Below are 13,703 nucleotides of genomic sequence, written 5' to 3'. Positions count from 1 at the left end.
TCCGGCGTGCACCCAGTGAGTTGCACTCAGTGAACTGCACCCAGTGAACTGTACTCAGCGAACTGCACTGAACGACCTGAATCGGGGTCCGGAGGATCCCGACCACTCGCTACAACAGGGGAGACCGCGTGTCCACTCAGCCCGAAGGCGTCACCTACCCGCCGATCGACGAACTGCTCGAACGAGCGGATTCCAAGTACGAGCTCGTCATCCAGGCGTCGCGGCGTGCCCGTCAGATCAACGCGTACTACGCACAGCTCCAGGACGGACTGCTCGAGAACGTCGGACCGCTCGTCACCCCGGAACCGAACGAGAAGCCGCTGTCCATCGCGATGCGCGAGGTCCACGACGGCAAGATCCTCATCCGCGAACCGCGTGAGTCCGACTTCGCGGCTCCCGTCGCCGAGGACTACGGCTTCGAAACGGAAGTGCCGTTCGAGCAGTGAACATCGTTCTCGGGGTATCGGGCGGGATCGCCGCCTACAAGGCCTGTCACGTCGTCCGTGATCTCCGAGCCCGGGGCCACGCCGTGCGCGTGGTCCCGACCGTCGCCTCACTCGAATTCGTCGGGGCCGCGACCTGGGAGGCCCTGAGCGGGAAACCCGTCCAGACCACCGTGTTCGAGCGGGTCGACGAGGTCGAGCACGTCCGGATCGGGCAGACCGCCGACCTCGTCCTCGTCGCCCCCGCTACCGCGGACGTCCTCGCGAAGGCCCGCGCCGGCCTCGCCGGGGACCTCCTCGGGGCGACCCTCCTCACCACCACCGCGCCCGTCGTGTTCGTCCCCGCGATGCACACCGAGATGTGGCAGCACCCGGCGACCGTCGACAACGTCGCCACCCTCCGGGCCCGCGGCCACCACGTGATGGAACCGGCCGTCGGGCGTCTCACCGGGCCGGACTCCGGCCCCGGGCGTCTGCCCGAACCCGCGGAGATCGTCGAATACGCACTCGCGGTCCTCGACCGCTCGCAGTCGGGAGCCGGTTCCTGTCCCGCGGACGGCTCCTCTCCCGAGGCGCCCCTCCTCCTCACGGGCCGTCACGTCCTCCTGAGTGCCGGCGGCACCCGGGAACCTCTCGACCCGGTTCGGTTCCTCGGCAACCGGTCCTCCGGGAAGCAGGGCGTCGCCCTCGCCGCCGCCGCCTCGGCCGCCGGTGCCCACGTCACCCTCGTCGCCGCGAACGTCGAGTCCGCCGTCCTCGCTCCGGTCGCGGACGATCCCTCCGTCGAGGTCGTGCCGGTGGAGACGACGGCGCAGTTGCAGGACTCGCTCGTGTCCCGGCAACCTGACGCGGACCTCGTGATCATGACCGCCGCGGTCGCCGATTACCGCCCGGCCGAGGTCGCGACCCACAAGATGAAGAAGTCCGGGGACGCCGGGCTCGTCCTCGAACTCGTCCAGAACCCGGACGTCCTCAAGGGACTCGTGGCCGGCCGTGCGGACGGTCAGATCATCGTCGGCTTCGCCGCGGAGACCGGGAGCGCGGACGCGACCCCGGAGGACCTCGCCCGCGCGAAGATCCTCCGCAAGGGTTGCGATCTCCTCGTGCTCAACGACGTCTCCGCGGGCAGGGCGTTCGGCACGGAGGACAACTCCGTTGTCGTGTACCGGCGTTCGGAGGACCCGGTGTCCGGTGACACGGTCGCCGAGGTGGCGCGCGCCTCGGGAACGAAGGACGCGGTCTCCCGCGAGATCCTCACGGCCGCGGCCGCTCTCCTCGCGTGACCTCACCCGCCGACGCCACACCGCCACCTCACTACCGAGTCACGGAACGTCACAGCTACGCGGACTGTGGTCCGTCTCGCATGTCACAGAACGTCATGAGGGTGCGGTGACGGGCCGGTGTGTCCGTGCGCGTCGATAGGATGAGCCGGTGACTTCAACGAATCTGCGCCTCTTCACCTCGGAATCCGTCACCGAGGGACACCCCGACAAGATCTGCGACCAGATCTCGGACGCGATCCTCGACGACATCCTCGGTCAGCAGGCGGACGCCAAGGTGGCGGTGGAGACCATGGTGACGACCGGTCTCGTCCATGTCGCCGGTGAGGTGCGGACCGAGGGTTACTCGGACGTCGCGCAGCTCGTCCGGAAGACCATCACGGAGATCGGCTACGACTCCTCCGACAAGGGCTTCGACGGCAATTCCTGCGGTGTGTCCGTCTCGATCGGCTCGCAGTCGAACGACATCCACGCGGGAGTGACGAACTCGCTCGAACGCCGTGAGGGCACCCAGGGCGACGACCACGCCGGCCACGAACTCGGCGCGGGCGACCAGGGCCTCATGTTCGGCTACGCGGACAACTCGACCGCGGAACTCATGCCGCTGCCCATCCACCTCGCGCACCGGATGGCCGAACGTCTCAGCGAGGTCCGCAAGTCCGGTGAACTGCCGTTCCTCCGCCCCGACGGCAAGACCCAGGTGACGATCGGCTACGACGAGAACGACGTCCCCCGTACCGTCGAGGCCGTCGTCGTCTCCAGCCAGCACGAGCGCGAGATCGGGCTCGACGACCTCCGCGAGGCCCTCCGGTCCGAGGTGGCCCTGCCGATCCTCGAGTCGACCGGCCTCGACCTCTCGGACACGAAGTTCTACATGAACCCGGCCGGACAGTTCGTCACGGGCGGCCCCATGGGGGACGCCGGGCTCACCGGCCGCAAGATCATCGTCGACACCTACGGCGGATTCGCCCGGCACGGCGGCGGCGCCTTCTCCGGCAAGGACCCCTCGAAGGTCGACCGCTCCGCCGCCTATGCGATGCGCTGGGTCGCGAAGAACGTCGTCGCCGCCGGCCTCGCCGACCGGGCCGAGGTCCAGGTGGCCTATGCGATCGGAAAGAGCAGCCCGGTGGGTCTCTACGTCGACACCTTCGGCACCGAGAAGGCCCCGCGCGAGCGCATCACCGCTGCCATCCGCGAGGTCTTCGACCTCCGGCCCGCGATGATCATCCGCGACCTCGACCTGCTGCGTCCCCGGTACGGGCAGACCGCCGCCTACGGCCACTTCGGCCGGACCGGCGACGCCTTCACGTGGGAGCGCACCGACCGCGCCGAGGCGCTGCTCGCCGCGATCGGGTGATCGACCACCCCAGCCTGCTCGGGGACCTCGGTCCCGAGGAGCCGGAGGTCCCGGACGACGGCACCCTCCGGGTCCGTGGGGGAGTGACGCCCGCATCGGAGGATCCGATTGCCGCGGTCCTCGTCGAGACCGAACTTCCGCACCTCGCGCGGGCCTTCGACTACGCGGTGCCCGAGACCCTCGACGCGAAGACCCGCCCGGGCGTTCGGGTGCGGGTGCGGTTCGCCGGGCGCCTCATCTCCGGATTCGTCCTCGCCCGGAAGGACCGCACCGACCACGTCGGGGAACTCGCGCCGATCGAACGGGTCGTCTCCACCCTCGAGGTCCTCACGCCCTCCCTCCGGACGCTCTGCGAGGAGGTCGCGGCCCGATACGCCGGCACCCTCCCGGATGTTCTTCGGCTCGCGGTGCCCCCGCGGCACGCGAAGGCGGAGACCACGGCTCTGCGCCTTCCCGAGGCCTCCGTCACCGCCGCCGAGGTGTTCGGCGGTCTCGCCCTCACCGCCTCACCGGACGAGCCACCGGACTTCCACGACTGGCTCCACGCCCTCGGGAGCTGGGGTGGCGACGTCGAGCCCGGGACACCGCCGACCGCGCACGGCCCGCGGGCGGCGATGGCCGTCGTTCCCGGCTCCCGGCCGGGCACCGGGTGGGTGCACCTCGGTCTCCGCGCCGCGACGACCGCTCTCGCCCAGGATCTCTCGGTGCTGTGGCTCGTGCCCGACTACCGCGAGCTCGAACTCGTCCTCGCGCACCTCGACGCGGTCGAGGGCCTGCGGGAACACACCGCCGTGCTCACCGCGGACCAGGAACCGGCGGCCCGGTGGACGGACTGGGTCCGGGTCCTCACCGGCCGGGCCCGGCTCGTCATCGGGACGCGCGCCGCCGCCTTCGCCCCGCTCGTCGACCCCGGCCTCCTCATCTGCTTCGACGACGACAACGACTCCTACCTCGAGCGCCGCAGTCCGTATCCGCACGCCCGCCAGGTGCTCCTCACCCGGGCCCAGCAACAGCGCAGCGCCGTCCTCCTCCTCGATCACGGACGGAGCGTCGACGTGCAGCGGCTCGTCGACCTCGGGTGGGCGGGGGAGATCACGGTGCCCCGCGACCAGCGGCGCGCCTCGGCCCCCGTCGTCCTCGTGCCGGACGAGGACGCACCGGACCTCCGGGGACGGATCCCCGGGCGGGCCTTCGAACTCGTCCGCGCCGCCCTCGGCCGGACGCGGCGGACGCCCGCCGTCGGTCCCGTCCTCGTCCAGGTGCCCCGGGCGGGATACCTCCCCGTCATCGCGTGCGCACGGTGCCGGGAGATCGCGCGGTGCCCCGCGTGCGGCGACAGGTTCACCGCGGCCTCGCTCCTCGGTCCCTTCGCCTGCCGGTCGTGCGGACATCGCAGTCCCGACTTCCGGTGCGCGGAATGCGGGCACTCGGCCGTGCGCTCGGTCGTCGACGGGCTCGAGAAGATCCACGAGGAACTCGGACGGGCGTTCCCGGGCGTCCCGGTCCGCCGGTCGGGAGGGCACCACGTACTGCAGACGGTGCCGCCCGAACCGTCGATCGTCGTCGCGACCACGGGCGCGGAACCGTACGCCGCGGGCGGTTATGCGGTCGGTCTCCTCCTCGACACCCTGTGGCCGGGCCCGCACCTGCGGGCGACCGACGCCGCGATCTCGCGGAGGTTGCGCGCCGCGAGCCTCGTGCGGTCGTCCGCGGCCGGCGGGCGTGTTCTCCTCCTCGACGAGGATCCCGCGGTGCAGAAGGTCGTGAGCCGGTTCGAACCGATCCCGTGGGCCCGGGAGCAGGTGCACGACCGCACGCTCCTCGGCCTGCCGCCGGCCACCCGCACCGCCGTCCTCACGGGTGAGCGCTCGGACGTCGACGAGGTCCTCGCGGCCGTCTCGGAGGCCGGGGCCCTCACCCCGCTCCTCGAGACCGACGACCCCTATTCGCTCGTCCTCTCGTTCACGATCGCCGAGGGCCCGTCCGTCACCCGCCGGTTCGCCGCCGAGGTCGTCTCCCGGTCGATGCGACAGGCCGGTCGCGTGCACGTGCGCATCGACGACCCCGACGCCCTCTGACCCCGGCACTCCGGATCCCCGGCGAGTAGACTTGAACGCCGTGCGCCTCCTCTTCGCCGGAACCCCTGCCGTGGCCGTTCCCTCACTCGATGCCCTGCTCGCCTCCGACCACGAGGTCCTCGCCGTTCTCACCCGTCCCGATGCACCCGTCGGCCGCAAGCGGGTCCTCACCCCGAGTCCGGTGAAGGCACGCGCACTCGAGGTCGGCCTCCCGGTCCTCGAGGCCGACCGCCTCCGCGGGGACGTCCTCACGGAGATCGAGTCCCTCGAGCCCGACGCCGTGGCGGTCGTCGCCTACGGCGCACTCGCCGGTCCCCGGGCCCTCGCCGCGGCCCGTCACGGCTGGTTCAACCTGCACTTCTCGCTCCTGCCGCACTGGCGGGGAGCCGCACCGCTCCAACGGGCGATCATGGCCGGGCAGGAGGAATCCGGGGTCACGGTGTTCCGCCTCGACACCGGGATGGACACCGGCGACATCGTCCGCAGCACGCCCTTCGCACTCCCCGAGATCGACGCGGGAGAGGCACTCGAGCGCTTTGCACGGGACGGTGCCGCGGAACTCGTCGCGGCTCTCGACGCCGTCGCCGCCGGTACCGCCGCGTACACGGCGCAGCCGGCGGAGGGCACGCACGCGGAGAAGATCACGACTGCGGAGGCACGACTCGACTTCGCCCGCCCCGCTGCCGTGGTGTCCGCCCACGCCCGCGGCGTCTCACCGGCACCCGGCGCCTGGGCCCTCCTCGGCGGCGCCCGCACGAAACTCGCCGGGATCCGCACCGCACCGGGTGCACCCTCACCGGGCGTCGGCACGGTTGCCACCGGGACGGTCGCCGGGGAGTCGTGCGTCCTCATCGGCACCGCGGACGGTGCAGTGACCGTCGAGCGGATCCAGCCCTTCGGCAAACCCTGGATGGACGCGGAAGCGTTCCTCCGGGGATACGGGGCCGTCACCTTCGACGCCGTCGACGCCGACGGGGACGGGGCCGGCGCATGAGCGAGTTCTCCCGCCGCCCACGGCGTCCCCGGAAAGCCGGCACCCCGGGGACGCCCGGTACCGCGCGACCCCAGGGCCGGCCGAACCCGCGCAGGCTCGCGTGGCAGGTCCTCCACGACGTCGCGGCGAACGACGCCTACGCGAATCTCCTCCTCCCCGGGGCCCTCGCGAAAGCCGGGGTCTCCGGGCCCGAGGCCGCCCTCGCGACCGAACTCACCTACGGCACCCTGCGCGGACTCGGCCTCTACGACGCCGTCATCGCCCACGCCGCGAGCCGACCCGTCGCGCGGATCGATATCCGTGCCCTCGCGGCGATGCGGCTCGGTACCCACCAGATCCTCGGAATGCGCACCGCCGATCACGCCGCGGTCTCCGAGACCGTCGCCCTCGTGAAGAAGGTCCAACCGCGCGCCGCCGGCTTCACCAATGCGGTGCTCCGGCGGGTCTCCGAACGCAGCCGTGAGGAGTGGATCGCACTCCTCACGGCGGACGCGGACGAGGCCCACACCCTCGAGGTCCGCACCTCGCACCCGGCGTGGACCGTCCGGGCACTCCGGGAGGCCCTCGCCGCCCACGGCCGCGACCCGGAGGACATCGAGGCGCTCCTCGCGGCGGACAACACTCCGGCCCGGGTGTGTGTGACCGCCCTGCCGGGGGTCGCGGACCGGGATTCCATCGCGCAGGAGTTCGGCACCCCGACGCCCCTGTCGCCGTACGGCGTCCATCTCGACGGCGGGAACCCGCTCGCGGTGCCCGCCGTGCGGGAGGGCACCGCCCGGGTGCAGGACGAGGGCTCCCAGCTCGTCGCCCTCGCTCTCGCCGAGGCGCCGCTCGGCACCCCTGGGGACCCCGCCTCGGCGGCGGATCTCCGCGGCCTGCCGTGGTTCGACATGTGCGCCGGGCCGGGCGGCAAGACCTCTGTGCTCGCGGCGAGGGCACGGGAGACCGGGGGAGGGGTGCAGGTCGTCGCGACCGACGCCTCGGCCCACCGGGCGCACCTCGTCGAGGACTCCACGCGGGTCTTCGCGGACGCGGTCGAGGTCCACGCCGCCGACGGGCGGGAGTTCGGTCATGCGCACCCGGGCGCGTTCGCCCGCGTGCTCGTCGACGTGCCCTGCTCCGGCCTCGGGGCGCTGCGGCGCAGGCCGGAGGCCCGGTGGCGCAGGAAACCGAGCGACGTCACGGACCTCGCCCCGGTGCAGCGGGCACTCCTCGCCTCGGCCTGGGACTCGCTCGCGGTCGGGGGAGTGCTCGCGTACACGACGTGCTCGCCGCACGCGGAGGAGACCCTCGGCGTGATCCGGGAGGCCGTCGACCGGCTCGGCGGGCTCGAGGTGCTCGACGCTCCCGCGGTGCTCGCCGGGATCACCGGGACCGATGCCGCCCGATTCGCCTCGGCCGAGGTCGCCGGCGGCACCTGCGTCCAGTTGTGGCCCGACCGGCACGACACGGACGGGATGTTCCTCGCACTTCTGCGGAAGGTGCACTGACCGCCGCTGCGTACTCCGGCCCCGCCGACTCCGGCCGGTCCGTGCTGCGCGTAGAATTCACCCGTGAGCGCAATCGAGATCAACCCGAGCATCCTGTCGTGCGACTTCGCGGACTTCCGCGGGGAACTCGCACGCATCGCGAACGCCGATATGGCCCATGTGGACGTCATGGACAACCACTTCGTGCCGAACCTCACCTTCGGTCCGCCCGTGGTCGAACGCATTCGGGCGGTCTCGCCGGTGCCGATCGACGCGCACCTCATGATCGCGGACGCCGACGTCCACGCTCCCGTGTACGCGGAGATGGGCTGTGAGTCCGTGACGTTCCACGCCGAGGCCGCAGCAGCACCCGTCCGCCTCGCCCGCGAACTGCGTCGTCTCGGGGCGAAGGCCTCGATCGCGCTCAAGCCGGCCACCCCGATCGAACCGTTCATCGACCTCCTGCCGGAGTTCGACCAGATCCTCATCATGACCGTCGAACCCGGTTTCGGCGGCCAGTCGTTCCTCGACGTGTGCCTGCCGAAGATCCGCCGGGCCCGCGCCGCGATCTCCGAGGCCGGACTCGACATCAAGCTCCAGGTCGACGGCGGTGTGTCCGCGAAGACCGTCGAACGGGTGGTCGACGCGGGAGCGAACGTCCTCGTCGCCGGGTCCGCGGTCTACGGCGCGGAGAACCCCGCGGCCGCGATCGACGAACTCCGGTCCCTCGCCGGCGGCCACCAGCACTGAACCCGGCCCCGCAGTCGGCATCGAGAACCGCGAGAAAGGCGTTCTGTGGAGTTCCTCCAGTGGCTCAACACCCCCGTGTTCGAGATCTTCGGCAAACCCGTCCCGTGGTCCGACTTCGTCGGCAATGTCTGTGCGATCGCCACGGTGTTCCTCGCGCTGCGGCGCAACGTCCTCTCGTGGCCGGTCCAGATCCTCGGCTCGGTGCTCCTGTTCTCCGCGAGCGTCTCCGCGGGGCTCGGCGGCAACGCCGCGCGACAGATCGTCATCATCGCCGCCGCCGTGTGGGGGTGGACCCAGTGGAAGAGGGCCCGTGAGGAGGCCGGGGAGATCACCATCCGGTGGGCGACCTGGAAGGAGCGTCTGCTTCTCGTGGCCGTCCTCGCCGTCGGGACGGCCGGGTTCGGTTTCGTCCTCGCCCTCGGCGGGTGGTCGTGGAACCCCTATCCGGACGCGTACATCTTCATCGGATCCCTCGTCGCGATGTACGCCCAGGGGCGGGCGATCGTCGAGTTCTGGTTCGTGTGGCTCGCGGTCGACCTCGTCGGCATCCCCCTCGCGATCATGGGCGGACTCGTGTTCTCCGGAATCGTCTACGGCATCTTCTTCGTCATGGTGATCGTCGGGATCGTCGACTGGGCCAAGCGCTCGCGGCAGCGGGTATCGCATCCGGCGGCCCCGGCATCCGACGTCCTGTGACGCTCGTCTCCTCGGTGTCCGGGGCGTGAACCCGGGAGGGGCGCGGGTCCGCACGTGTAATACCCTTGACGCTCGTGAAGACTTTCGACGACCTCTACCACGAACTCTCCGAGAAGGCCCGACTGCGCCCCGAGGGTTCGAAGACCGTGGCGGAACTCGACGCCGGGGTCCATCAGATCGGCAAGAAGGTCGTCGAGGAGGCCGCAGAGGTGTGGATGGCCGCCGAGTACGAATCCGACGAGGAGCTCGCCGGTGAGATCTCCCAGGCGCTCTACCACCTCCAGGTCATGATGATCGCCCGGGGCCTCACCCTCGAGGACGTCTACGCCAGGCTCTGACGGAAGCTGCGCGCCGCGCACCGTCGGACTCCGTGCCCGTCGAGCGCTGTGCACCGCACGACCCGAGCACCACATTCCCTCACCCCCACCGAATATCCGCGAAAGACCGAGGTCGCACCATGCTGCGTGTCGCCGTCCCCAACAAGGGCGCCCTGTCCGAAGCCGCCACCACCATGCTCCGGGAGGCCGGCTACTCTCTGCGCTCCTCGTCGAAGACCCTCGTCCATCGCGACATCGAGAACGACATCGAGTTCTTCTACCTCCGCCCGCGCGACATCGCGATCTACATCGGCCGCGGCATCCTCGACATCGGCATCACCGGCCGTGACCTCCTCCAGGAGTCCGGGGCCGAGGCCGTCGAGCTCCTCCCGCTCGGGTTCGGGAAGTCCCGGTTCCACTACGCGGGGCCGGACGGCGTGTTCACGGACCCGTCGCAGCTCCAGGGGAAGACGATCGCGACGAGCTATCCGAAGCTCGTCGAGGCCGATCTCGAGCGGCGCGGCATCTCCGCGACGGCGGTGAAGCTCGACGGGGCCGTCGAGGTCTCGATCGAGCTCGGGGTCGCGGACGCGATCGCCGATGTCGTCGAGACCGGGACCACCCTGCGCCTCGCGGGCCTCGAGACCTTCGGGGAGCCGATCCTCGAGTCCGAGGGTGTCGTCATCGCCCACGACGGCGTGCCCGCCGGGGCCGATGTCCTGCTGCGCCGCCTCGAGAGCGTCATGGTCGCCCGCGACTACGTGCTCATCGACTACGACATCCGGGTCGAGGACCTCGAGATTGCGATCGCACTCACCCCGGGCTTCGAGAGCCCGACCGTCTCCGACATGCAGGACCCGCAGTGGAAGGCGGTCCGTGCGCTCGTGAATGCGAAGGACTCCCACCGCATCATGGACCGTCTCTACGACGCCGGGGCACGGGCGATCCTCGTGACCGCAGTCGCGTCCTGCCGCATGTGAGGAGGTCGGCGACGACGCGCACCCCGAGTCCGGACCGCGTGGTCTTCCGACCGCGCATGCTGCGGCGGGTCACTCTCACGCTCGCGGGGTGCGTGCTCGTGTCGTTCCTCGTCCTCGCCTGGGGTCTCACCGAGAGCGGGTGGTCGCACTGGCGGTGGCGGGACAACATCTGGCTCGTCGGCATCGGGGCCGGGATCTCCGCCGTCCTGCTCCGGTTCGCGCGCATCCGTGCGATCGCCACACCCGCAGGACTCCGGGTGCACAATTTCTTCGGCACGCGGGAGTTCGCCTGGCCGCAGATCCTCACGGTCTCGTTCTCCGTCCCGGCCGGCGACGCCTGGCCCTTCCTCGACCTGTCCGACGGGTCGACGCACCCCGTCATGGCGATCCAGGCGACCGACGGCGAGAGCGCATTCGCGGCCTGTGATCGATTGCGTAGACTCGTGGACGACTTCGGCACCGCGCCCGAGGAGCCCGATCCGTGGGGTGAATGAGGCCCTGCGGCCGAGGCGTCCCGCCACAGCCCCCGGACGTGCGAGTGCCGAACACCGTCCCCCTCCGCCGTTCGAAGGTCAGCAGATGTCCCGACTTCCCGAGAATCCCCGCTCCGCAGGCGCCCTCCACGGATACACCGTGGTCGACCTCTCCCGTGCTCTCGCCGGTCCCCACGCCGGTCAGATGTTCGGCGACCTCGGAGCCCGTGTCATCAAGGTGGAGAACCCGACGGCCGGCGACGACACCCGGTCGTGGGGCCCGCCCTTCGTGGGTCCGGAGGACGACCCGCAGGCCACGTACTTCTTCTCGTGCAACCGCAACAAGGAGTCCATCGCCCTCGACCTCAAGAGCGACGACGGCCGCGAGACCCTCGAGAAGCTCATCGCCCGGGCCGACATCCTCGTCGAGAACTTCCGTGGCGGTGTTCTCGACCGCCTGGGCTTCTCCACCGCCCGCTGCAGCGAGATCAACCCGCGCCTCGTGATCCTCTCGATCACCGGATTCGGCCACGACGGTCCGGAGGCCGCGCGTGCCGGCTACGACCAGATCGCCCAGGGCGAGGCCGGCCTCATGTCCCTCACCGGATCCGGCCCCGGTGACTTCAACAAGGTGGGCGTGCCGATCGCGGACCTGCTCGGCGGCATCCACGGTGTCGTGGGCGTGCTCGCTGCGCTCCTCGAACGCGAACGCACCGGCCGCGGCAAGGTGGTCCGCACCTCGCTCATCGCCGGCATGGTCGGCGTCCACGCGTTCCAGGGGACCCGCGCGACGATCGCGGGCGAGGACCCGCAGCCCGGTGGCAACCACCATCCCTCGCTCTCGCCCTACGGCATGTTCCGGTGCCGCGGGGGAGCCGTGCAGATCTCGGTCGGCAACGAGAAACTGTGGCAGAGGTTCTGTGCCGCCTTCGACCTCGACCCGTCCGCGCCGGGCATGGAGACGAACTCCGCACGCGTGGAGAACCGCCCGCAGGTCACCGCCGCGATCGAGGACGCCTTCAGCGCCTACGAGCCCGAAGCGCTGCTCGAGAAGCTCGAGACCGCAGGGATCCCCGGCGGGATCGTCCGGACCCTCCAGCAGGTCTACGACTGGGAGCAGGCGCTCTCGCAGGGCCTCAAGGTCTCCGTCGACCACCCCGTTCTCGGCGAGGTCGATCTGCCGGGTTCGCCGTTGCGCTTCTTCGACGTCGACGCCTCCGGGGAACGGGAGACGACCGTGACCCAGCACGCCGCGCCGCCGCTCCTCGGCGAGCACGAGGCCGTCATCCGTTCCTGGCTGGAGGACTGATGGCACGCCGTCTCGACGCAGCCGGGCTCATCGATCTCGTCGTCGACCCGGGGACCTTCGAGTCCTGGGACACCACCCCGGTGGAACCGGCCGGCGGGATCTCCGACGACTACGCGGCCGAACTCGCCGGCGCCCGGGAGAAGTCCGGCGTCGACGAGGCGGTCGTCACCGGGGCCGGAACGGTCGGCGGTCGGCGGGTCGCGATCATCGCGTGCGAGTTCCGGTTCCTCGCCGGCTCGATCGGCGTCGCGGCCGCGGAACGACTCGTCGCCGCGATCGAACGGGCCACCGCCGAGGGGCTGCCCCTCCTCGCCGGCCCCGCCTCCGGTGGGACCCGCATGCAGGAGGGCACCGTCGCGTTCCTCTCGATGGTGAAGATCACCGCGGCCGTCATGGCGCACCGCGAGGCAGGCCTGCCCTTCCTCGTGTACCTGCGCCATCCGACGACCGGCGGTGTGTTCGCCTCCTGGGGATCACTCGGGCACGTCACCGTCGCCGAACCCGATGCCCTCATCGGCTTCCTCGGCCCGCGCGTCTACGAACAGCTCTACGGCCACCCGTTCCCCGAGGGTGTGCAGACGGGGGAGAACCTCCACCGCAAGGGCGTCATCGACGCCGTCATCGGCCCGGAGCGGATCAGCGAGACGGTGACGAAGGTCCTCGACGTCCTCATGGGTGCCCGGGAGATGCCGCAGCCGGTGCCGGACCCCGACACCCGTCCGGATCCGGCTCCGCGGGACACCGTCGCATGGGACATCATCACGGCCTCCCGCAATCCGGCTCGACCCGGCGTGCGGGAACTGCTCCGGCACGGCGCGAACGCCGTCCTGCCGCTGAGTGGCACGGGACAGGGCGAGAAGGACGCCGGCCTGTTGTTGGCGATCGCCCGGTTCGGCACCGCACCGTGCATCCTCCTCGGCCAGGACCGGTACCGGCAGCGCACGGGCGAACCGATGGGACCGGCGGCGCTCCGCGAGGCACGCCGCGGCATGCGCCTGTCCGGCGAGCTCGGCATCCCGCTCGTCACCGTCATCGACACCCCGGGTGCGGCGCTCTCGAAGCAGGCGGAGGAGGGCGGCATGGCCGGGGAGATCGCCCGGTCCCTCGCCGACCTCATCACGCTCCGGGCACCGACGGTGTCCGTCATCCTCGGGGAGGGGACCGGTGGCGGTGCCCTCGCCCTCGTGCCGGCGGACCGGGTGCTCTCGGCGGAGAACGGCTGGTTGTCGCCGTTGCCGCCGGAGGGCGCCTCGGCGATCGTGTACCGGGACACAGCGCACGCCGCACAGATGGCTCAGGAGCAGGGGGTCCAGGCGGAGGCACTCGAACGCGGCGGGATCGTCGACCGGATCGTCGCGGAACGTCCCGATGCGGCCGCGGAGCCGGTGGAGTTCGTCAAGCGCGTCTCCGCTACCCTCGAACACGAGATCATCCAGCTCATGCGCGAGCCCGCCACGCGTCGGTGGCACTCGCGGATCGACCGTTACCGGCGCCTCGGGCTCTGACTCCCGGAACCGGCCAGGATCCGTCCCGTCCGGCGGTCACACTCACGGGTCC

At 71.2% G+C, this 13,703-nt stretch carries 13 protein-coding genes; all 13 read left to right on the top strand.

What is annotated here, in order from left to right; all coding sequences use genetic code 11:
* Positions 1-128 precede the first annotated feature (128 nt).
* The 13 genes from rpoZ (at position 129) to ABD172_RS09390 (ending at position 13,651) form a co-directional block, all read left to right on the top strand.
* Positions 129-446, top strand: a complete 318-nt coding sequence (rpoZ, locus tag ABD172_RS09450) for a DNA-directed RNA polymerase subunit omega (RefSeq protein WP_344309057.1) — start codon at positions 129-131, stop codon at positions 444-446.
* Positions 443-1,726 (top strand): bifunctional phosphopantothenoylcysteine decarboxylase/phosphopantothenate--cysteine ligase CoaBC, encoded by a 1,284-nt coding sequence (gene coaBC / locus ABD172_RS09445; RefSeq protein ID WP_344309055.1) that lies wholly within the window; start codon positions 443-445, stop codon positions 1,724-1,726. The genes rpoZ and coaBC overlap by 4 nt, the downstream gene beginning before the upstream one ends.
* 148 nt (positions 1,727-1,874) lie before the next feature.
* Positions 1,875-3,080 carry a methionine adenosyltransferase gene (gene metK / locus ABD172_RS09440; RefSeq protein ID WP_344309054.1) on the top strand — a complete coding sequence of 402 codons (1,206 nt, stop codon included), beginning with the start codon at positions 1,875-1,877 and terminating at the stop codon, positions 3,078-3,080.
* Positions 3,077-5,158 (top strand): primosomal protein N' family DNA-binding protein, encoded by a 2,082-nt coding sequence (locus ABD172_RS09435; protein ID WP_344309053.1) that lies wholly within the window; start codon positions 3,077-3,079, stop codon positions 5,156-5,158. The genes metK and ABD172_RS09435 overlap by 4 nt, the downstream gene beginning before the upstream one ends.
* A gap of 40 nt (positions 5,159-5,198) precedes the next feature.
* On the top strand, positions 5,199-6,152 hold the full coding sequence (fmt, locus tag ABD172_RS09430) for a methionyl-tRNA formyltransferase (protein ID WP_344309051.1): 954 nt from the start codon (positions 5,199-5,201) through the stop codon (positions 6,150-6,152).
* Complete coding sequence (locus tag ABD172_RS09425; RefSeq protein WP_344309049.1) at positions 6,149-7,642, top strand: RsmB/NOP family class I SAM-dependent RNA methyltransferase; 1,494 nt, start codon at positions 6,149-6,151, stop codon at positions 7,640-7,642. The genes fmt and ABD172_RS09425 overlap by 4 nt, the downstream gene beginning before the upstream one ends.
* A gap of 63 nt (positions 7,643-7,705) precedes the next feature.
* Complete coding sequence (rpe, locus tag ABD172_RS09420) at positions 7,706-8,371, top strand: ribulose-phosphate 3-epimerase (protein WP_344309047.1); 666 nt, start codon at positions 7,706-7,708, stop codon at positions 8,369-8,371.
* 45 nt (positions 8,372-8,416) lie between these two features.
* Positions 8,417-9,067 (top strand): nicotinamide mononucleotide transporter family protein, encoded by a 651-nt coding sequence (locus ABD172_RS09415; RefSeq protein ID WP_344309045.1) that lies wholly within the window; start codon positions 8,417-8,419, stop codon positions 9,065-9,067.
* Positions 9,068-9,141: 74 nt separating this feature from the next.
* A complete protein-coding gene (locus ABD172_RS09410; RefSeq protein WP_344309043.1) occupies positions 9,142-9,405 on the top strand; it encodes a phosphoribosyl-ATP diphosphatase in 264 nt (87 codons plus the stop codon).
* 119 nt (positions 9,406-9,524) lie between these two features.
* Positions 9,525-10,364, top strand: coding sequence for an ATP phosphoribosyltransferase (gene hisG / locus ABD172_RS09405; protein ID WP_344309041.1), 840 nt, complete (start codon positions 9,525-9,527; stop codon positions 10,362-10,364).
* Positions 10,365-10,402: 38 nt separating this feature from the next.
* Positions 10,403-10,858, top strand: coding sequence for a PH domain-containing protein (locus ABD172_RS09400; protein WP_344309039.1), 456 nt, complete (start codon positions 10,403-10,405; stop codon positions 10,856-10,858).
* A gap of 85 nt (positions 10,859-10,943) precedes the next feature.
* Positions 10,944-12,146: a CaiB/BaiF CoA transferase family protein gene (locus ABD172_RS09395; RefSeq protein ID WP_344309037.1), complete on the top strand. Its 1,203-nt coding sequence runs from the start codon at positions 10,944-10,946 to the stop codon at positions 12,144-12,146.
* Positions 12,146-13,651 carry a carboxyl transferase domain-containing protein gene (locus ABD172_RS09390; protein WP_344309035.1) on the top strand — a complete coding sequence of 502 codons (1,506 nt, stop codon included), beginning with the start codon at positions 12,146-12,148 and terminating at the stop codon, positions 13,649-13,651. The genes ABD172_RS09395 and ABD172_RS09390 overlap by 1 nt, the downstream gene beginning before the upstream one ends.
* The last annotated feature ends 52 nt before the right edge of the window (positions 13,652-13,703 follow it).

Source organism: Brevibacterium samyangense, assembly GCF_039529845.1.
Taxonomy (GTDB): Bacteria; Actinomycetota; Actinomycetes; order Actinomycetales; family Brevibacteriaceae; genus Brevibacterium; species Brevibacterium samyangense.
Note: the sequence above shows the minus strand (reverse complement) of the source record. Positions and strands in the feature narration are given on the sequence as shown.

Excerpts from the sequence above, each read along its gene's own strand:
- ABD172_RS09390 (WP_344309035.1), top strand. The coding sequence starts at position 12,146 with ATGGCACGCCGTCTCGACGCAGCCGGGCTCATCGATCTCGTCGTCGAC.
- ABD172_RS09425 (WP_344309049.1), top strand. The coding sequence starts at position 6,149 with ATGAGCGAGTTCTCCCGCCGCCCACGGCGTCCCCGGAAAGCCGGCACC.
- hisG (WP_344309041.1), top strand. The coding sequence starts at position 9,525 with ATGCTGCGTGTCGCCGTCCCCAACAAGGGCGCCCTGTCCGAAGCCGCC.
- ABD172_RS09395 (WP_344309037.1), top strand. The coding sequence starts at position 10,944 with ATGTCCCGACTTCCCGAGAATCCCCGCTCCGCAGGCGCCCTCCACGGA.